Source organism: Nocardia sp. NPDC051030 (assembly GCF_040683015.1).
Classification (GTDB): domain Bacteria; phylum Actinomycetota; class Actinomycetes; order Mycobacteriales; family Mycobacteriaceae; genus Nocardia.
The window spans coordinates 1-20,104 of record NZ_JBFBCD010000002.1 but is presented as its reverse complement, the minus strand read 5'-3'; the positions used below and the strand labels follow the sequence as shown (position 1 = coordinate 20,104).

Here is a 20,104-nt window from a genome sequence, read left to right as displayed (position 1 = left end):
GACGCGAAAAGGGCGCTCCCGATGGTGTCGGGAGCGCCCTTTTCATGGTCGTGGGGTCAGAGCATGCAGCTGACGCAGCCTTCTACTTCGGTGCCCTCCAACGCCATTTGGCGGATGCGGATGTAGTAGAGGGTTTTGATGCCCTTGCGCCAGGCGTAGATCTGGGCCTTGTTGACGTCGCGGGTGGAGGCGCTGTCCTTGAAGAACAGGGTGAGGGACAGGCCCTGGTCTACGTGTTGGGTGGCGGCGGCGTAGGTGTCGATGACCTTTTCGTAGCCGATTTCGTAGGCGTCCTGGAAGTAGTCGAGGTTCTCGTTCGTCAGGTAGGGGGCCGGGTAGTAGACGCGGCCGATCTTGCCTTCCTTGCGGATCTCGATCTTGGACGCCACCGGGTGGATGGAGCTGGTGGAGTGGTTGATGTAGGAGATGGAACCGGTCGGGGGGACGGCCTGGAGGTTCTGGTTGTAGATGCCGTGCTCCATGACCGACGCCTTCAACTCGCGCCAATCGTCCTGGGTGGGGATGTGCACGCCGGCGTCGGCGAAGAGCTCGCGGACGCGGTCGGTGGCGGGGGTCCACTCCCGATCGGTGTACTTGTCGAAGAATTCACCGGAGGCGTACTTCGACTCCGGGAAGCCGCCGAAGTAGCTGCCACGCTCGATGGCGATCTGGTTCGAGGCCCGGATCGCGTGGAACGCCACGGTGTAGAAGTAGATATTGGTGAAGTCGATGCCCTCTTCGGAGCCGTAGTAGATGTGCTCGCGGGCGAGGTAGCCGTGCAGGTTCATCTGGCCCAGCCCGATGGCGTGAGACTCGTTGTTGCCCTGCTCGATCGACGGCACCGAGTAGATGTGGGTCTGGTTCGACACGGCGGTCAGCGCGCGGATCGAGACCTCGACCGTCTTGGCGAAGTCCGGCGAATCCATGGCCTTCGCGATGTTCAGCGAACCCAGGTTGCAGGAGATGTCCTTGCCGACCTTCGAGTAGGACAGGTCGTCATTGAACTCCGACGGGGTGGAGACCTGGAGGATCTCCGAGCACAGGTTCGAGTGGGTGATCTTGCCCTTGATCGGGTTCGACCGGTTCACGGTGTCCTCGTACATGATGTACGGGTAACCGGACTCGAACTGCAGCTCGGCGATGGTCTGGAAGAACTCGCGCGCCTTGATCTTCGACTTGCGGATCCGCTTGTCGTCGACCATCTCGTGGTACTTCTCGGTGATATTGATGTCCGCGAACGGCACGCCGTAGATGCGCTCCACGTCGTACGGCGAGAACAGGTACATGTCCTCGTTCTTGCGCGCCAGCTCGAAGGTGATATCCGGGATCACCACGCCGAGGGACAGCGTCTTGATGCGGATCTTCTCGTCCGCGTTCTCCCGCTTGGTGTCGAGGAAGCGGTAGATATCGGGGTGGTGGGCCTGGAGGTAGACCGCGCCCGCGCCCTGACGCGCACCCAGCTGGTTGGCGTAGGAGAACGAATCCTCGAGCAGCTTCATGATCGGGATGACACCCGAGGACTGGTTCTCGATCTTCTTGATCGGCGCACCGGTCTCACGAATATTGCTGAGCAGCAAGGCGACACCGCCGCCGCGCTTGGACAGCTGGAGCGCGGAGTTGATGGAGCGCCCGATGGACTCCATATTGTCTTCGATGCGCAGCAGGAAGCAGGACACGGGCTCGCCGCGCTGCTTCTTACCGGAGTTCAGGAAGGTCGGGGTGGCCGGCTGGAAGCGGCCGTCCATGACCTCGTCGACCAGCTCGGACGCCAGGGTCTCGTCACCGGCGGCCAGGGTCAGCGCGACCATGCACACGCGGTCTTCGAAACGCTCCAGGTAGCGCTTACCGTCGAAGGTCTTCAGCGTGTACGAGGTGTAGTACTTGAACGCGCCGAGGAAGGTCGGGAACCGGAACTTCTTGGCGTATGCCTGCTTGAACAGCTGCTTGATGAACTCGCGGCTGTAGAGGTCCAGAACCTCTGCCTCGTAATAGTTTTCCTTCACGAGGTAGTCGAGCTTCTCCGCCAGATTGTGGAAGAAGACCGTGTTCTGGTTGACGTGCTGCAAGAAGTACTGGTGTGCGGCCTCGCGATCCTTGTCGAACTGGATCTCGCCATTGGGGCCGTACAGGTTCAGCATCGCGTTGAGCGCGTGGTAGTCCAGTCCCGCGGTGGACTCGCCACTGACAGGCCGTTCTACGCGGGCAGTTTTTCCGACCGGTGCGGTTGTCGTTGCCAAAACAATCCCAATCCCTCTCGGACGCGCTCGACGTCCTCAACAGTTCCCATGAGTTCGAAGCGATACAGGTACTCGACTCCGCATTTGCGCGAGATGACTTCTCCCGCAAAGCAGTACGTATCGCCGAAGTTGGTGTTGCCGGCCGCGATCACGCCGCGCAGCAGGGCGCGGTTGTGCGGATCGTTGAGGAATTTGGCCACCTGACGGGGGACGAATTCCTTGTCGGATCGATTCCCACCCAGCACGTGCCGACCGCCCCCGTAAGTAGGGACGATCAGTACGTAGGGTTCGTCGACGCGAAGCGAGTCGGCAGTATGAAGCGGTATGCGAACGGCGGGGATTCCCAGCCGTTCCACGAAGCGGTGCGTGTTCTCCGATGCGCTGGAGAAGTAGACCAGATTCGTTGTCTGAGTGGACAACTCGGTCACCTCCTTTTCGCCTGCGATAGACGACTTCGGACGAACCCCGCGAGGCTCCGAAGCGCTAGGCGACGGCGACGGCCGAGGCGAGTGCCTTGATCCGGTCCGGGCGGAAGCCGGACCAGTGGTCGTCACCGGCGACGACGACGGGGGCCTGAAGGTAACCCAGGGCCATCACGTAATCGCGGGCGTCGGAGTTCTCGGAGATGTCGATGACGTCGTACTCGACGCCGATCTTGTCGAGAGCTTTATAGGTGGCGTTGCACTGGACACAAGCGGGCTTGGTGTAAACGGTGACGGTCATTGGTATCCCCTTCTCCTTAGCCTTCGATCCGTATGCAGTGCACGACTGAAACAAGATCCACGTAGCTGGTTCGCTAACCCCTGGAAGCGAGACCGAAGCCCCAGGTCGCGCGGCCCCTTCCCGGGTTCCCGCTGCATGCCCTTCCAGCTCCCAAGACACTACACCTAGTGGCCGACAGATTCATCCAACACGACATGTTGCGACTCACAAAGGTGAAATTCGAGTTGGGGAAGTACCTGGACGCTCGATTCGCAACTCGACACGACTGAGGCACAGATCACAATTTGGGCGTACAGCTCATTTCCAGCAAACCCACCATTCCCGCTGATCAACACCCATCCCACGAGTCACAGCCACACCGCGTGAACTGAGGTTTTCCAGTAGCTCGCGCGGCCGCCCCCAATTCCAGGGGCACAGGTCGTATCGGCGTGTCGCAGACCGGCTCTCGACTCAGCCGATCGTGAAGGCGGAACCGTCGACCGGACCGGGAGCCAGGAGGCGATTGGTGGCGGCGATGCCGTACGCCTGCGTGTCGTAGGCGGACAGCGGTCTGCCGTCGATGGTGATCTCGGTGAAGGTGACGGGGACGAAGCCGGGGAGGGCGGCGTCGAGGTGGCCTTCCACGACGATCTCCGCGGTGCGGGCGGGGGCATCGGAGGCGGCGACCGTGGTGCGGGTCCAGCCGCGGGTGCGGTTCTCGAGGATCATCGTGTAGTTGCGGCCGTCCCAGGTGACCGTCGAATGCATGAGGTCGCCGGGAGTCACGTCCACATCGTCGTAGCCGACGGGGGCGTCGGGGTAGCTCTCCCACCACGCGTCGATGTTCTGCTCGGGTTGGCAGAAGTCGCCCAGCGCCACGATTTCGCAGAGTCCGTCGGCCGCCGCGCCGAGCGCATCGGACACCTTCGAACCGCCGTGCATGACCAGGCCCGCCAGTCGCGGGTCCGCGTAGGCGAGACCGGCCGCCACATTCTCGATCCCCAGTCCGGGCAGTGCCGCATAGATGGCAGCGTCGCTCGCACAGAGGGATTCGACACCGGTCTGCATGAGCGGCAGGGCCACGTGACCGTCGAGACCGGTCGCGCCGTTCAGGCCTACCCACGGCACGATGCGCTGCAGGACGCCGGGATTGAGACAGGTGACCTCGGGCTGCACCCAGGTGGCGCTGACCTCATGGAAGTCGCCCTTCACCACGTATCCGGCCCAGTTGCCCAGATAGAGGCGAGCATTCGATTCCGCGACGACATCGGCCGCGGTCACCACCACCGCGACGGTGGAGAGGGCCAGCGTGACGGCCAGGCAGCACCGGCCCCACACTGATTTGCCCGTTGGTAGCTTCACGAGCTGAATCTAGCTCAGAACAGGTCTCGAAAGCGTTAAGCCACGGCCGAAAAGCCGTGGCATAACGCTCTATTCAAGAAACAACACTCGTCCGACAAGTCGGAAACTAGAAGATAGCCACAGGACCTTGCGGGGCTCGGCCGGTCAGGCGTTCGCCTTGGCCTTGGCGGCCTCCGCGAGCAGCCGCACGGTCGCGGCCAGCTGAGTCAGCGCCTCGGCATCGTCGGCCGGATGCGTCTCGGCGAAACGCTGGCCGATGCCGCCGAAGTTCAGCGACGCGTCCTCCACCACCTCGGCACCGGCCACGCCCAGCGCCTTCACGGCATCGCCGTGCGACCACTTGGCGGCGTTCGCGCTGATCGACGCGCTCACCACAGCGACCGGACGACTCTTCAGCGCGCCCGCGCCGTACGGCCGGGAAGCCCAGTCGATGGCGTTCTTCAGGACGGCCGGAAGGGTGCCGTTGTATTCGGGGGTGACCAGCAGCAGGCCGTCGGAGGCGGCGACCGCGTCACGCAGCGCCTGCGCGGCGGCGGGTACCTTGCCCTGCGCGTCGAGGTCTTCGTTGTAGAAAGGGATATCGCCGAGACCCTCGTAGAGGGAGAGCTCCACGCCCTCGGGTGCGGTCTTGACGGCGGCCTCGGCGAGGCGGCGATTGATGGAGGCGGCGCGGAGGCTGCCGACCAGAACGAGAAGGTTGGTCTGCGACATGATGATCACTCCTGGGGGTCCGAACCTGTGGCGGAACTTTCGATATGCTGTAACCGGACCACAGTCCGCTTACATTCCCGGGTAGGAGCCACACCGACGTGACCTGCGACACCACACCAGACGAGCCTGGTTCGGACCCGTCCGAAGCACAACCGATCGAATCGGCCGGAGCACAATCGAAAGAACCTGCGATCGCACCGAGCCCGACGACGCGGGCGGTGCCCGGCAAATCGGCGACACCGCCACTGCTCGGATCGGCGACTCCCCTGCCACTCCGATCCGCGCAAGGGTTGTCGATCGAGCCGCTGCAACCCGCACCGCCACATGCCGTCTCGCTGCTGCCGTCCGGTGAGACCACCGAACGCAGTGACGCCGCGCGCAATCGGCAACTGCTGCTCGATGCGACCGAGGCACTCGTCAAGGAACAAGGCGTCTGCGCCGTCACCATGGACGCGGTCGCCAAGCGCGCCGGTGTCGGGAAGGGCACCGTATTCCGGCGGTTCGGCAATCGCGCGGGGCTGATGCTCGCGCTGCTCGATCAGTCCGAGCAGAAGATGCAGGCCGCGTACATGTTCGGGCCGCCGCCGCTGGGGCCCGGCGCGCCGCCGATCGACAGGCTGATCGCATTCGGGCGAGCGCGGCTGGCCGGAATCGAGGTGGAGGGCGATGTGCGCCACGCCGCGGACGCCGGACAGCGCTACTCCGCCGCGCCGTACAACGTGATGAAAACCCATGTATCGCTGCTGATCCGGCAGGCCGGGACGCCCTGCGTGGTCCCGCTACTGGCCGACACCCTGCTGGCAATGCTGGATGCCGGACTGGTGCTGCACCAAACCCGCGAACTCGGCTACACGCTGGACCAGCTCGGCGATCATTGGGAGAGCGTCGTCCGGCAGGTCACCGCCGCGGCCGCACAGTAGAGTGTGGCCATGGGGAACCTGCGCGAAGAGATCATCGCCGAACTGGGCGTGCTGCCGACCATCGAGCCGAAAACCGAAGTGCGGCGGCGCATCGACTTCCTCAAGGCGTATCTGAGTTCCACGCCCGCCAAGGGTTTCGTGCTCGGCATCAGCGGCGGCCAGGACTCCACCCTGACCGGGCGGCTCTGCCAGCTCGCCGTCGAGGAGTTGCGCGCCGAGGGCCGCGACGCCACCTTCGTCGCCGCCCGCCTGCCCTATGGCACGCAGTTCGACGAGGAGGACGCCCAGATCGCGCTGCGCTTCATCCAGCCCGACCGGTCCGTGGTGGTGAACGTCAAGCCCAGCGCCGACGCCGCCGCTGGGGAGGCCGCCACCGGCATTGCCGAACTCCACGAGGAACCCCGCCTGCGAGACTTCGTGCGCGGCAATATCAAAGCCCGCGAACGCATGCTGCTCCAATACGCCATCGCCGGCCAGCTCAACCTCCTCGTCGCGGGCACCGACCACGCCGCCGAGGCCGTCACCGGCTTCTTCACCAAATACGGCGACGGCGGCGTGGACATCACCCCGCTCACCGGCCTCACCAAACGCCAAGGCGCGGCCCTGCTCCAAGAACTCGGCGCCCCGCCCAGCGTCTGGCAGAAGGTCCCCACCGCCGACCTCGAAGACGACCGCCCCTCCCTCCCCGACGAGGAAGCCCTGGGCCTGAAGTACTCCCAGATCGACGACTACCTCGAAGGCAAGCCGGTAGCCCCCGAGGTCTCCGAAAAACTGGAATCCATCTTCCTGAACACCCGCCACAAGCGAACAGTCCCCGTGACTCCCCTCGACACCTGGTGGCAATAGCCTCCAAAATGCCTGTGCCCGCTCCCATCCCGGAGCAGGCACACTCATATCAAGATCAGGGAGCTCTGGCGGCACTCACAGCCCCAAATTCCCACCACCACAGCTCCCTCACCGAAGATCACCATGCACTGGTGGAGCGAATTCGGGCGAAATCCCGCACTCAGTGCATGTTGATCTTGATGGACTCAGCCGCCTGCGAAGGGTGGGAGGACGTCCACTCGGGGAGTCAGGCGGGCTGTGGCGTCTCGGGTGAGTTCGTCGCCGATCAGGTAGGCGCAGACTGCGAGCATGGGGTCCAGCTTCGGGCCGTAGGCGGCGGAGATGGATGTGCGGAGGTCGCCGATCGTCGCGTCGGCGGGGAGGTCCAGGAGTTCGGACGACTTGCCTACCGCGTCGGCTATCGCGGCGAAGTAGCGGACCTCAACCACCGATTGCTCCCATCGATCGTTCGGGGGGCACGAAACCAGCGGCGTCTATGCCGTGGCCAGCCCATTTGTTCCACATTGCGCCTCGCCACAGGGTAGCGATATCGGCGTCGGAGGCGTTGGAGCGCAGGGCGGCGCGGACGTCGTATTCCTGATCGCTGAAGAGGCACGAGCGGATTCGGCCGTCGGCGGTGAGGCGGGTGCGGTCGCAGTCGCCGCAGAATTTGCGGGTGACCGAGGCGATGATGCCGACCGTGGCGGGGCCGCCGTCGACCTGCCAGCGTTCGGCGGGGGCGGAGGGGTCGTCGCGGCCGATCTCGGTGAGTGCGAAACGCTCGCCGAGGACCTCGAGGAGTTCGGCGGCGGTGATCATATTGTTGCGCGCCCACTCGTGGTCGGCGTCGAGGGGCATCTCTTCGATGAAGCGGAGTTCGCAGCCCTCCTCGATACACCACTGGAGGAGATCGGCTGCGCCGGTGAGGGTTTCGCGCATGAGGACGGCATTGACCTTGATCGGGGTCAAACCCGCCCGGGAGGCGGCGCGAATGCCCGCGAAGACCGAGGGGAGGCGGTCGCGGCGGGTGAGGCGCGCGAAGCCCTCGCGGTCGACCGTATCGAGGGAGACATTGATGCGGTTGAGCCCGGCCTCGGCGAGTTTGCGGGCGCGATGCTCGAGGCCGACGCCATTGGTGGTCATGGCGAGGGGGAGGTCGGGCAGTTCGGCGCGGCAGCCCGCGACGATCTGCTCCAGATCACGGCGCATGAGCGGTTCACCACCGGTGAAGCGGACCTCGTGCACGCCGAGCTCGCGGACGGCCAGCACCACCAGTCGCACGATCTCGTCCGTGGTCAGCAGCTCATCGGCCGGAATGGGCGGGAGGCCCTCCTCCGGCATGCAATACGTGCAGCGCAGCGAGCATTTCTCGGTGATCGATACTCGGAGGTCTCGCGCGACACGGCCGAAACGGTCCACGAGGTGCGGAGTGTCGGGCCGCCCGTCCATTGTGGGCTGCCCGGTTCGTACGGCGGGCATACCCATAACGACGACGGTCATCCGACCATTATTGCCGTCCTAGTCAAGACCCGCTCCACGTGCCAACCGTCGACGCTTCACAACGAGCCGCGTATAGGCTCGCCCGCATGAGTTCCCGGCACGCCGTGGCCCCGGCCCGTTCCGTCGACGACCACCGGCAACAGATCGAGGATTTGCTGCGCCCCCTCGCCGCCCGCGAGAGCGAGGCCGTCCCGATGGCGCAGGCGGTCGGCCGACGGCTGTCCGAGGATGTGTACTCCCCCCTTGATCTGCCGGTATTCCGGAATTCCGGCATGGACGGGTATGCGGTGCGGGCGGATTCGATCGCGACCGTCCCGGCGACATTGCCCCTCGCGGGCGTGGTCGCCGCGGGTAATACCGGCGAACTCACGCTGCCCGAGGGCGCGGCCATGAAGATCATGACCGGCGCGCCCGTCCCCGCGGGCGCCGACTGCGTCGTGCCGGTCGAGCACACACAGTCCGGCGACGGCACCGTCACCATCGAAACCACGCGTGCCGCCGGGGATTTCGTGCGCGAACCCGGCACCGACGTGCGCGCCGGGCAACTGCTCGCCAGCGCGGGCACCCTGCTGCTCCCCCGCCATATCGCGGCCCTCGCGGCGGTCGGCCTGGCCGATCTGCCCGTGACGCGCAAGGTTCGGGCGGCCGTCATCACCACCGGCGATGAACTGGTTCCCGCCGGATCGCCGCTGCTCCCGGGCCAGATCTACAACTCCAACGGGATCGCTCTCGCGGCGGTGCTGACCGAGAACGGCGTGGACGTGGTGTCCATCGCGCACTCCACCGATGACCCCGCCGAGTTCCGGCAGCGCCTGGCCGAGGCCACCGCCGCCGCGGATGTCGTGTTCACCTCCGGCGGCGTCTCTATGGGCGATTTCGAGGTCGTGAAGGACGTCCTGAAGACTCTCGGCGGCCAGTTCGGCCCGGTCAAAATCCAGCCCGGCGGCCCGCAGGGCATCTCCGTCGTCGACGGTATTCCGGTGCTGAGCTTCCCCGGCAATCCGGTCAGCACGATCGTCTCCTTCGAGGTCTTCGCACGCCCGATCCTGCGTGAACTCGCCGGACTCCCGGAACTCCCGCGCGTCGAACTCCCCCTCCTCGACCCGGTCCGCTCCCCCGCGGGCCGCAATCAGTTCCTGCGCGGGAAGGTCACCGACACCGGCGTCTCGGTTATCCACGGCCAGGGCTCCCACCTGATCGCCGCCATGGCCCAGGCCGATGTCCTGATCGACATCCCCACCGACGTCACCGAGCTTGCCGCGGGCGCGATCGTCCGCGTTCACCAGCTCTAGCGGTCCGGCACCGCAATCCGCGTCTGCTCGTGGACCCACCGGCGTAGCGGCCGCAAGTCAACCTGCGCGGACCCGTCTCCTCACCTCCGCGAGCGAACGATGTGCGCGGTGCGAGATATATATGTCATCGCCCCGCGCGACTCGGTGCCGGAGGCTGTGCCAGGCTGGTGGCTATGAGTGAGTTGTCGCATGTCGACCGGGAAGGTCGCGCCCGCATGGTGGATGTGAGTGCGAAGGCCGACACGGCGCGGATCGCGGTGGCGAGCGGGGAATTGGTGACCACGGCCGAGGTGATCCGGCTGGTGCGGGCGGACGATATGCCCAAGGCGGATGTGCTGAGCACTGCCCGGCTGGCCGGGATCAATGGCGCGAAGAAGACGTCCGAGTTGATTCCGCTGTGCCATCAGCTGGCCTTGTCCTCGGTGAATGTCAGCTTCGGGTTCACCGATACGAGCATCACCATCGAGGCGACCGCCAAGACCAAGGGACCGACCGGGGTCGAGATGGAAGCGCTGACCGCGGTGGCGGTCGCGGGGCTGACCTTGCACGACATGATCAAGGCGGTGGATCCGGCGGCCACGCTCAATGGCGTGCGGCTGCTCACGAAAGATGGTGGCAAGCGCGGGCATTGGGAGCGGCCGGAGGCGGCACACGCGGATCATGCCGGGCATCAGCACTCGCACGGTGCCGAGGAATCGGCGAAGGCTCTCCTCGGAAACGGGCGGACCGCGGCCGTGGTCGTCGCCTCGACCGGCGTTGCCGCGGGCACACGGGTGGACACCACCGGGCCGGTGCTCGTGAAATGGCTGGAATCGCTGGGATTCTCGGTGCGCGGGCCGCTGGTGCACGCGGACGCAGATATATCTTTCGGACTCTCCGATGCGCTGGCGACGGAACCGACCCTGGTGATCAGCACCGGCGGGACCGGCGCATCGCCCACGGATGCGACGCCGGAGGCCACTCTCGCCCTGCTCGACCGGGAGTTGCCCGGGGTGGCCGATGCCATCCGGCAGCGCGGAACCGCGAAATTCCCCCTGGCGGCACTCAGCCGGGGCGTCGCCGGATTGGCCGGACGCACGGTGATCGTCAATCTGCCCGGTTCGCCCGGCGGAGTAAAAGACGGGATCGCCGTGTTGGAACCACTGCTCGAACATTTGCTGGCCCAAGTGGCCGGAGGAGGCACCCATGACTGACGCCGACCTGCTGGCCCGGATCAGCGATCTCCCGCTGAACCCGGACGAAGTCGAGAAGGCGGTGACCGGACCGGAGCACGGCGCTGTCGTGGTGTTCACCGGCAAGGTCCGCGATCACGATGGCGGGCAGGCGGTTTCGGCGCTCGAATACTCCGCGCATCCGGAGGCGGAGAAGTTCCTGCTCAAGGTGTGCGCCGAGGTCGCCGCGTCGTCCGGGCTGCCGGTGGCCGCCGTGCACCGGGTCGGGCCGCTGACCATCGGCGATCTCGCCATTACCGTGGCGGTCGCGGCCCCGCATCGCGCGGAGGCCTTCGCCACCTGCTCCCTGCTGGTGGATCGGATCAAGCATGAGGTCCCGATCTGGAAGCGGCAGCTGTTCGCCGATGGTCTCTCGGAGTGGGTCAACGCCTGCTGAGGTCCGCCTCCGGGGTGGGCTCGATTGCGCCGCGGGCGATCTCGCCGAGCTTGGTGTGGTTGAAGATCAGATTCAGTAGGAAGGCCGTCGCGGCGGCCAGGGCGATGCCGCTGTTGAACAGGATCTGGGCGGACGACGGGAATTTGTCGAACATGCCCTTGGTCAGGACCGGCACCAGGCCGATGCCGACCGATACCGCCACGATGCTCATGTTCACGCGGTCGGTCAGGTCCGCCTTGCGCAGGGTGTCCACGCCGATGACGGCGATCGTCGCGAAGAGCACCAGACCCACGCCGCCGACGACGGGTTTCGGCACCGCCGCCACCAGCGCGCCGAAGCGCGGCATCAGGCCGAGCAGGACCAGTAGTGCGCCGCTGACCGCGGTCACATAGCGGCTGTAGACGCGGGTATTGGCGACCGCGCCGACATTCTGATTGAAGATGGTGTCGACGAATGAGCTGAAGACACCGGCCAGGAGGGCGGACAGACCGTCGCCGATGAGGCCGCGCGCCAAATCCGCCCGCTCCAGCTTCTTACCGGTGATCTCGCCGATGGCCAGCATGCTGGCGGTGGATTCGGCGAAGACCACGGCCATCACGATGCTCATGGCCACGACCGCGGTGATCGGGAATTGCGGTGCGCCGAAATGGAATACGTGCGGTGCGCCGAACAGGTCGGCGTTCGAGACACCCGCGAGTTTCACCAGGCCCATCGGGATGGAGAGCAGCACTCCGGCGATCAGGGCGATGAGTACGCCCAGCTGCGACCACACGCCACGGCCGAGGACCGTGAAGACGAGTGCGATCACCAGCACGACAGCGGCCAGCAGGATGTGCGAGGGCGCGCCATAGGACGAGTCCTTCGGATCGCTGCCCACGATCAGGCCACCGGCCACGCCGATCAGCGAAACGCCGACGACGGTCAAGACGGTGCCGGTGACCAATGCCGGGAAGAATCGCACGATCATGGCGAACGGCCAGGCCAAGGCGATACCGACCAGACCGCCGATGAGCATGGACCCGTACACGGCGGGCAGTCCGTATTCCTTGGCGATCAGGATCATCGGCGACATGGCCACGAAGGTCGCGCCGGTGATGATCGGCAGCCGAGCGCCCGCGAAGCGGCCCAGCCCGAGGCTCTGCACCATGGTGATAATGCCCGCGACCAGCAGGTCCGCGCTGATCAGCAGTCCGACCGTGGCCTTGTCCAGGCCTGCGGCCGCGCCGAATACCAGCGGCACGGTGACGCATCCGGTGTACATGATCAGCACGTGCTGGATGCCGAACATCAGCAGCCGGTGCCATGGCAGGCGGATGTCGACGGGATGGGGCGAAGTCATGTGTGGCTCCTTGCGGCGCGTCAGTTGATGGTCAGGTTAGACAGCCGCGGGCGCCCCGCGTTTTGTCGAAACACCCAAGCGGGATGCGCGACACATCCGGCGTTTTGTCACCCGAACCAGCGGTCTCGGCGGGGTTCGTGCGCCACAGTGGGGCGAGATGTTCATCGACCACCGGAGGCGACCATGACCGAATCGACCGGCAAGATCGTGCTCGGCCCGCATCAGTACGGCAAGGCCGAGAACCGGGTGGTGCGGATCTACCGGGACACTGCACGGCACGAGATTCGAGATCTGAACGTATCGTCCTGTCTGCGTGGGGCTTTCGATGAGGCGCACACCCTCGGCGATCAGGGTGCCGTGCTGCCGACCGATTCGCAGAAGCAGACCATCTTCGTGTACGCCAAAACGCATGGGGACGGCAGCATCGAGGAGTACGGGCTGGCGCTGGCCCGGCATTTCGTGAACGAGATCGAGCCGGTCGATTCGGCGCGCATCGAGATCGAAGAGTATGCGTGGCAACGGGTTCCGGTCGGCGGCGCAGGCCATGATCATTCCTGGACCCGCGTCGGCCCCGAGGTGCGGATCGCCGCGATCACGGTGAGCGGGACCGGGTCCGCGCAGCGGGAATGGGTGATCGGCGGCGTCAAGGACCTGGTCATCCTCAAATCCACCGGCTCCGAGTTCGCCGGATTCCTCACCGACGAGTTCACCGTGCTCGAACCCGCCCTCGACCGCATTCTGGCGACCAGCCTCACCGCGCACTGGCGCTTCGCGACCGCACCCGCCGACTGGGACGCCGCCTACACCGGCATTCGCGCGGTCATGATCGAGACGTTCGCCACCCAGCACTCGAAAGCCTTGCAGCAGACCCTGTTCGACATGGGCAAGGCCGCACTGGAGGCGTACCCGTGCCTGGCGGAGATTCGGCTCGCGGCACCCAATAAGCACCACTTCGCCTATGACATCGGCCGATTCGGCGTCGAGAACAATGGTGAGGTGTTCATTGCCCCCGACCGTCCCTACGGGCTCATTCAGGCGAGCGTCCTGCGCGAGGACGCCCCCGACGCCGGAACCGCCTGGGACCCTTACACCGGCGCGGTCTGAGCCAGGGTCCGCACCGCCAGGTAGAGGTCGAGCCGGTCGTCGAGCCTTCCCAGATCGCGACCGGTCAGCTCCTCCACCCGTCCGATGCGGTAGCGAACGGTATTGAGATGCACATGCATTCGATCCGCCGCCAGCCGCCACGAGCCTTCGCACCCGAGAAAAACCTCCAGCGTCTGCAATAGCCCGGCCCCGGTCCTGCGGTCGTAATCGACGACCGGCCCCAACACCCGTTCGGCGAACCGCCGCTGCAATCCACCCGGCACCGCGGTGAAAAGCCCTACCGCCGTATCGATATCGGCAATCCGCACACTCACCGCCGCTTCATCGTCCCGCGCCGCCGTCGACGCGGCCGCCGCAGCCGCAAGCGCCCCCGGCAACGTCTCGTCCCGCTGCCGTGCGCTCACTCCGAGTGCCAGCCGAATACCGTCGAGCGCCGGTGTGATTCGCCCGAACTGCTGCCGCAGCACGCTCGAGACCCCGGCCTGGGTCCCCGCGACGACACCGACCACGCGCCCCTCCCGATCGATCGACGTGGTGATCCCGGGCAACGCATCGTGCAGCGCCGAACGCACAGCCATGATCCCGGCCGCGGTCGTCGAGAATGGCGGGGCCGAATCAGAAGTTTCGCCGAACGACGCGACTCCGTTCGGTTGCGGCGGAGTGGCGGGCAACCGCGATCCCGCCGCCGGCTCGGCGAGTACGCCGAAACATCGGTCGGCATCGGTCCATCCGGATCGACCGGGGTCGCCCACGACGTGGGCCTCGCAGACGACCGCGACCATCTGGTCGCCCGGGCGTTCGGGGAAGGGAGTGGGAAAGCGGTCGGCGAGTTCCCAATCCAGCCGCAGGCGGTCGGCGCGGCGCTGCCGGTAGAGCTCAGCCACCGCCGCCAGGTCGGCCCCGAACGGCTCGGGGTCGGGGGCGGCCGGGCGAAAGACCAGGTACCAGGCGGTGATCCGGTCCCCTGCGCCGACCTGATAGACGCGCATCGCGCCGGTCGTGACGGCGGGCAAGCGCGGTGCGCTCAGCGCGGTGCCGACGATCCGATCCAACTCCTCCTGCGACAGCTCGGCAGTTCCGGCGATGACCGTGCCGGTGGAAGTCACCAACCATGCCGAAATGTCCTGCTCCCCCGCGACTTCCATCAGCAGATCCTCGGCGCTGCTCCCCGCGGCGACCGCCGCCAGCAGTCGCCGCTGTCGTTCCGCCCGCGATTGCACACGCTGCCAGCGCATTTCAGCGGCCTGCTCGGCCGAGTACTCGATGATCCGGCTGAACGGCACACTCTGCGGCGCAGACAATAGCGGCAACCGGTGCTTCCGGCAGGCCGACACCACATCCTCCGGCACATGTCCGTGCAATGCTTGCCCCGCAACGACTCCCGCCGCACCGGCCTCGGCGAGCATTCCGACGTACCGGTCCGAGTCCGCGGATTCGGTCCGCCAGATCAGCCCGGTGCACACCAGCGCTCCGGACGAGACGAACGGCCGCGGATCAGGCATATCGGTCGCACAGATCCGCGCGACCGGCCGCTCGAGCTCCTCCGCCTCGCCGTGCAGCAACCGCATCCGCAATTGCGGCGCGTCCAAAATGTCGCGCACCCGCACGGCGCACCTCCCGTGATCGGCCCGATCGCCCCACGGTAGGACCGAGGTATTGCCGAGACGTTTCACCCATGCTGCCGGGGCCTCACACACCCGCACCCGTACTGGGCCCTGTCCGTTCGGCCCGCACCCACCGGAGGCAACCGCAACCGGCGCGAGCCGAACGAACAGGATGCGAACCGAAATCGAGTTGGCTGCGAGGGTTGCAGACGGACTGGTAGAGGGGGTGCGAACCGCTCGGGGGGAAGGGTTGGGGTGGGCGGTAGGGTGGCTCGGGTGAGTCGGCGGATACCTGTTCTGGTGGTGGCCGGATTCCTCGGGGCCGGGAAGACGACGCTGCTCAATCGGCTGCTGCGGAGCCGCGGCGTGCGGATCGGGGTGGTGGTCAATGACTTCGGGGCCGTGAATATCGATGCCATGCTGGTCGCCGGTCAGGTCGATGCCATGGTGTCGCTGGGGAACGGCTGCGTGTGCTGCGCGGTCGATGTCAGCGAACTGGATGGGCTGTTCGATCGGCTGTCGCAGCCCAAGCAGCGGATCGACGTGATCGTGGTGGAGGCCAGTGGGCTGGCCGAGCCGCGCAATCTGATTCGCATGGTGGCGGGCAGCGACAATCCGCGCATTCGCTACGGCGGTCTCATCGAGGTCGTCGACGCCGAGCACTTCGCGCAGAGCCGCGCCCAGCACCCCGAACTCGCCACGCATCTGCGCATGGCCGACCTAGTGGTGGTCAACAAGGCCGACCGGGTCACCCCCGAGGCCCTGGAACAGCTCCGGACCGAAGTCGCCGATCTCGCCGGTCCGGTCCCCGTCCACGCGACCAGCCACGGCCGCATCGACCCCGGCCTGCTCTTCGACGTCCCCGCCCTGGAATCCCGCACACCCCGTGTCGGAGAACAGCTCAGCTTCGAAGAACTCCTGCTCGACCACACCGAGCCCGCCCACCAGCACGAGTGCGACGACGACCACGACCACGGCCCCCACTGCACCGGCCACCGCCACCTGCATAACGGCTACGACAGCATCTCCTTCACCAGCGACACCGACCTCAACCCCCGCGACCTCATCGAATTCCTGGAAGACCCACCCCCCGGCCTCTTCCGCGCCAAGGGCGTCCTCGCCTTCGCCGTCCCCGAAGACCCCCGAAAATTCGTCCTGCACATGGTCGGCCGCCACCTCACCATCGAGCCCACCACCTGGGCCCGCCACGAACCCCGCACCAGCAACCTGGTCCTCATCGGCTCCGGCATGAACACCGACGCGGTCACCAAAAACCTCGAGGCCACCGCCCACACCTCCCCCGACCCCTTGGACGACCAGGCCCTCCTCCCAATCTGGCGCTACGTAACCAATTCCCAGGCCGCGGACGACCCCACCGACTGACCCCCACCCGCCTGAGCGCGCCGCCCACCGGCACCCCACAAGATCAACATGCAGTGGCGGCGGGATTTTGCCCAGATTCGCTTCGCCAGTGCACGTTGACCTTCATGCGCCAGATTTGCTGAGGGTGATGCCTGGGCGCGGTTACGTGTCATAGCCTGGCCGGTGTGCGAGTTGTTGTAGCCAATCGGGGCGAAGTTGCGGTTCGGGTGATTCGGACTGCTCGGGAGCGCGGGTACGGGACCGTGGTGCTGCATACCGCGGAGGAGGCGGGGAGTCTGCCGGTTCGGCTGGCGGATGAGGCGGTGCTGCTGGAGGGGGCGGGGGCGGCGGCTTATTTGGATGTGGGCGGGGTGGTGGCTGCTGCGGTTTCGGGTGGGGCTGGGGCGGTTGCGGGTGGGGTGCTGGTGCATCCGGGGTATGGGTTTCTCAGTGAGAGTGCGGAATTCGCGGCGGCTTGTGCGGCGGCGGGGCTGGTTTTCGTGGGGCCCGCGCCCGAGGTGTTGCGGACCTTCGGGGACAAGGTTGCGGCGCGGGATGCGGCGCAGCATGCGGGGGCGGCGGTGCTGCCCGCTACGCAGGCGGGGGCCGGGGTCGCGGAGATTGCCGCGCTGCTTGCGGAGCATCCGGGTGGGGTAATGGTGAAAGCTGCCGCGGGCGGGGGTGGTCGCGGGATGCGGCCGCTGCGGGATGCGGAGGCGGTGGTAGAGGTTTATGAGCGGTGCCGGGCCGAGGCGCTGGCGGGGTTCGGGGACGACACCGTGTATGCGGAGGCCCTGGTGGGCGATGCCCGGCATATCGAGGTGCAGGTGGTGGCCGACGGGCTGGCGGCGGTCGCGCTCGGGGATCGGGATTGCAGTGTGCAGCGGCGGCAGCAGAAGCTGATCGAGATCGCGCCCGCGCCGAATCTGACTGCCGGGCTGCGGGATCGGCTGCATCGGGATGCGGTGCGGATCGCCGAGGCGGTGGGATGCCGCGGGGTGATCACGGTGGAGTTCCTGGTCGCCGGGGACAATGCGTGGTTCTTGGAGGTGAACCCTCGCCTACAGGTGGAACACACCGTGACCGAGGCCGTGACCGGGGTGGATCTGGTTGCGGTGCAATTGGATCTGGCGCAGGGGCGGACGCTGGCCGAACTCGGCCTGCCGAAGGACGGCGCACGCGGGTCGGCCGTACAGGTGCGGGTGAATGCGGAACTGCTGGCCGCCGATGGCGCGGTGCTGCCCAGCACCGGGACGGTCACCCAGTTCGGTGCACCGACCGGGATCGGTGTGCGCGTGGATACGGCCGCGCAGGCAGGCATGCGGCAGGGCGTGCGATTCGATTCGCTACTGGCCAAGATCATCGCGCATGGGCCGTCGTTTCCCGCTGCGGTGCAACGCTGTTCGGACGCGCTGGCCGAAACCGTCGTGACCGGCGTGGATACCAATATCCCGCTCTTGCGGGCCGTGCTCGAGGATCTGGTGAGCGGGCCGGTCACCACCGGCTGGTTCGAACAGCATCTCGACGAATTACGTACCCGGGCAGCCGCATACGAGGAGCCGCTGACTCCGCAACCGGAGGCCGATCGCGGCGCGGCCGGAGCATGGATCACGACCCCGGACCTGGCCGACGACGAGCAGCCACTGCGTTCACCCATGGGCGCCACCGTCGTATCCCTCGCCGCACCCGGTGACGTGGTGCCCGCGGGAGGGGAAGTCGCCGTGCTCGAGGCGATGAAGATGCAACACGTGCTGCGTGCCGCGGAAACACTGAAGGTCCTGCGCCACACCGTAACTCCGGGCGATGTGGTAGATCCGCACGCCATCCTGCTCACCTGGACCGAGGCCGAACACGACGGCCCCGACGCCGAATTCGCGGTCATAGACCTGGATTCGGCGCGCGCCGACCTCTCCGAGGTCCACGTCCGGCACGAGATGACCAGGGATGCCGCGCGGTCCGACGCGATCGCCAAGCGGCACCGGCTCGGTCGCCGCACCGCCCGCGAGAACATCACCGACCTGGTCGATCCCGACAGCTTCCTCGAATACGGCGGTTTGGCGATCGCCGCCCAGCGGGCCCGCCGCAGCCTCGAGGACCTGATCGCGAATACCCCCGCCGATGGCCTGATCGCCGGTGTCGCCACCATCGACGCCCACCGCTTCGGCCCCGACCGCTCGCGCGCCGTCATCATGTCCTACGACTACTCGGTCCTGGCGGGAACCCAGGGCATGCGCAATCACGCCAAGACCGATCGCATGCTGGAACTGGCTCGCGAACAACAGCTTCCGGTGGTCTTCTTCACCGAGGGCGGTGGCGGACGCCCCGGCGACACCGACCACGGCGGCATCTCCGGCCTCGACGTCACCACCTTCCGCGCCATGGCCGCCCTCTCCGGCAAGGTCCCGCTGATCGGCATCGTCTCCGGCCGCTGCTTCGCCGGAAACGCCGCCCTGCTCGGCATGTGCGATGTCGTCATCGCCACCCCCGACGCCAATATCGGTATGGGCGGCCCGGCCATGATCGAAGGCGGCGGGCTCGGCGTGTACTCGCCGGAGGACATCGGCCCGATCGAGGTGCAGCGCCGCAATGGCGTGGTGCACGTGGTCGCCGCCGATGAGGCCGAAGCGGTCACCATCGCCCGGGACTACCTCTCGTATTTCCAAGGGGCCGTAGATAACTGGGAGGCCCCCGACCCGCGCCTGGCGCGCCACGTCGTACCCGAGAACCGCTTGCACGCCTTCGATATCCGCGCCGCCATCGACTCGATCGCCGATCTCGGCTCAGTCCTGGAACTCCGGCGCGACTGGGGCGTAGGCATGGTCACCGCCCTGATCCGCGTGGAGGGCCGCCCCTTCGGCCTCATCGCCAATAACTGCCACCACCTCGGCGGCGCAATAGATGCTCCCGCCGCCGACAAGCTCAGCGCCTTCCTCCAACTCTGCGGAGCCCACCACCTCCCCATCGTGTCCCTCTGCGACACACCGGGTTTCATGGTCGGCCCCGAAGCCGAAAAAGAAGCCACCGTCACCAAGTTCAGCCGCCTCTTCATCGACGCGGCCGCCCTGGAAGTCCCCTTCGGCACGGTAATCCTCCGCAAGGGCTACGGCCTCGGCGCACAAGCCATGGCCGCCGGTTCCTTCCGCTCCCCCCGCTTCGTGATCGCCTGGCCCACCGGCGAAATCGGCGGCATGGGCCTGGAAGGCGCGGTCCGCCTCGGCTTCGCCAAGGAACTGGCCGCCATCGAGGACCCGGTCCACCGCCAGCAAGCCTTCGACGCCTTGGTCCAAGCCGCCTACGCCAGCGGCAAAGCCCTCACCGCAGCCACCGCCCTGGAACTGGATGACGTAATCGACCCAGCCGACACCCGCCGCTGGCTCCGCACCCTCCGCTGAATCGACCACTCCCCCGGCACAAACGCCCCCGAAAACCGCCGAGGGAGCGCTGGTGGCGGGAATCAGACCCGATTTCCGCCGCCACCGCGCCCGCACCCCGGGGGGGGGGGGGGTGTGGGTTGTTGTGTGTTTTTTGGTGTATAAAG

Annotated in this window: 17 protein-coding genes; 8 read left to right on the top strand and 9 right to left on the bottom strand. The window is 66.7% G+C overall.

Annotated elements, in window-relative coordinates:
* Positions 1-56: 56 nt before the first annotated feature.
* From nrdE to AB0N05_RS04515, 5 genes are all read right to left on the bottom strand, one after another.
* Positions 57-2,138, bottom strand: a complete 2,082-nt coding sequence (gene nrdE / locus AB0N05_RS04535; protein ID WP_364689476.1) for a class 1b ribonucleoside-diphosphate reductase subunit alpha — start codon at positions 2,136-2,138, stop codon at positions 57-59.
* Between the two features lie 56 nt (positions 2,139-2,194).
* On the bottom strand, positions 2,195-2,656 hold the full coding sequence (gene nrdI, locus AB0N05_RS04530) for a class Ib ribonucleoside-diphosphate reductase assembly flavoprotein NrdI (protein WP_364689473.1): 462 nt from the start codon (positions 2,654-2,656) through the stop codon (positions 2,195-2,197).
* 64 nt (positions 2,657-2,720) lie between these two features.
* The gene (gene nrdH, locus AB0N05_RS04525) at positions 2,721-2,960 is read right to left on the bottom strand and encodes a glutaredoxin-like protein NrdH (protein WP_364687548.1); all 240 of its coding nucleotides are present in this window, start codon (positions 2,958-2,960) and stop codon (positions 2,721-2,723) included.
* A 450-nt stretch (positions 2,961-3,410) separates the two neighbouring features.
* A complete protein-coding gene (locus AB0N05_RS04520) occupies positions 3,411-4,301 on the bottom strand; it encodes a G1 family glutamic endopeptidase (RefSeq protein WP_364687546.1) in 891 nt (296 codons plus the stop codon).
* A gap of 144 nt (positions 4,302-4,445) precedes the next feature.
* Positions 4,446-5,012: an NAD(P)H-dependent oxidoreductase gene (locus AB0N05_RS04515; RefSeq protein WP_364687544.1), complete on the bottom strand. Its 567-nt coding sequence runs from the start codon at positions 5,010-5,012 to the stop codon at positions 4,446-4,448.
* Between the two features lie 305 nt (positions 5,013-5,317).
* Here AB0N05_RS04515 and AB0N05_RS04510 point away from each other — a divergent pair, with 305 nt between their 5' ends.
* Both AB0N05_RS04510 and nadE read left to right on the top strand, forming a co-directional pair.
* Complete coding sequence (locus AB0N05_RS04510) at positions 5,318-5,932, top strand: helix-turn-helix domain-containing protein (protein ID WP_364689470.1); 615 nt, start codon at positions 5,318-5,320, stop codon at positions 5,930-5,932.
* 9 nt (positions 5,933-5,941) lie between these two features.
* Positions 5,942-6,778 (top strand): ammonia-dependent NAD(+) synthetase, encoded by an 837-nt coding sequence (gene nadE, locus AB0N05_RS04505; RefSeq protein ID WP_364687542.1) that lies wholly within the window; start codon positions 5,942-5,944, stop codon positions 6,776-6,778.
* 185 nt (positions 6,779-6,963) lie between these two features.
* On the opposite strand, the gene AB0N05_RS04500 is transcribed toward nadE, so the two are convergent.
* Positions 6,964-7,206 carry a MoaD/ThiS family protein gene (locus tag AB0N05_RS04500; protein WP_364687540.1) on the bottom strand — a complete coding sequence of 81 codons (243 nt, stop codon included), beginning with the start codon at positions 7,204-7,206 and terminating at the stop codon, positions 6,964-6,966.
* Complete coding sequence (gene moaA, locus AB0N05_RS04495) at positions 7,199-8,257, bottom strand: GTP 3',8-cyclase MoaA (RefSeq protein ID WP_364687538.1); 1,059 nt, start codon at positions 8,255-8,257, stop codon at positions 7,199-7,201. Before moaA ends, AB0N05_RS04500 begins: the two co-directional genes overlap by 8 nt.
* A gap of 86 nt (positions 8,258-8,343) precedes the next feature.
* Between moaA and glp the strand changes: the two genes are divergently transcribed.
* The 3 genes from glp to AB0N05_RS04480 all read left to right on the top strand — a co-directional run bounded on the left by glp (position 8,344) and on the right by AB0N05_RS04480 (position 11,157).
* Positions 8,344-9,549 carry a gephyrin-like molybdotransferase Glp gene (glp, locus tag AB0N05_RS04490; RefSeq protein WP_364687536.1) on the top strand — a complete coding sequence of 402 codons (1,206 nt, stop codon included), beginning with the start codon at positions 8,344-8,346 and terminating at the stop codon, positions 9,547-9,549.
* A gap of 173 nt (positions 9,550-9,722) precedes the next feature.
* Positions 9,723-10,742: a bifunctional molybdenum cofactor biosynthesis protein MoaC/MoaB gene (gene moaCB / locus AB0N05_RS04485; protein ID WP_364687534.1), complete on the top strand. Its 1,020-nt coding sequence runs from the start codon at positions 9,723-9,725 to the stop codon at positions 10,740-10,742.
* Positions 10,735-11,157 (top strand): molybdenum cofactor biosynthesis protein MoaE, encoded by a 423-nt coding sequence (locus AB0N05_RS04480; RefSeq protein ID WP_364687532.1) that lies wholly within the window; start codon positions 10,735-10,737, stop codon positions 11,155-11,157. Before moaCB ends, AB0N05_RS04480 begins: the two co-directional genes overlap by 8 nt.
* On the opposite strand, the gene AB0N05_RS04475 is transcribed toward AB0N05_RS04480, so the two are convergent.
* Positions 11,144-12,496, bottom strand: coding sequence for a nucleobase:cation symporter-2 family protein (locus AB0N05_RS04475; protein WP_364687530.1), 1,353 nt, complete (start codon positions 12,494-12,496; stop codon positions 11,144-11,146). The genes AB0N05_RS04480 and AB0N05_RS04475 overlap by 14 nt on opposite strands.
* A gap of 183 nt (positions 12,497-12,679) precedes the next feature.
* On the opposite strand from AB0N05_RS04475, the gene pucL reads away from it, so the two are divergent.
* Positions 12,680-13,600, top strand: a complete 921-nt coding sequence (gene pucL / locus AB0N05_RS04470; protein ID WP_364687528.1) for a factor-independent urate hydroxylase — start codon at positions 12,680-12,682, stop codon at positions 13,598-13,600.
* On the opposite strand, the gene AB0N05_RS04465 is transcribed toward pucL, so the two are convergent.
* Positions 13,582-15,201: a helix-turn-helix domain-containing protein gene (locus AB0N05_RS04465; protein ID WP_364687526.1), complete on the bottom strand. Its 1,620-nt coding sequence runs from the start codon at positions 15,199-15,201 to the stop codon at positions 13,582-13,584. The genes pucL and AB0N05_RS04465 overlap by 19 nt on opposite strands.
* Positions 15,202-15,480: 279 nt before the next feature.
* Here AB0N05_RS04465 and AB0N05_RS04460 point away from each other — a divergent pair, with 279 nt between their 5' ends.
* Positions 15,481-16,587, top strand: a complete 1,107-nt coding sequence (locus AB0N05_RS04460) for a CobW family GTP-binding protein (protein WP_364687524.1) — start codon at positions 15,481-15,483, stop codon at positions 16,585-16,587.
* Between the two features lie 164 nt (positions 16,588-16,751).
* Positions 16,752-19,958, top strand: coding sequence for a carboxyl transferase domain-containing protein (locus AB0N05_RS04455; RefSeq protein ID WP_364687522.1), 3,207 nt, complete (start codon positions 16,752-16,754; stop codon positions 19,956-19,958).
* Positions 19,959-20,104 lie beyond the last annotated feature (146 nt).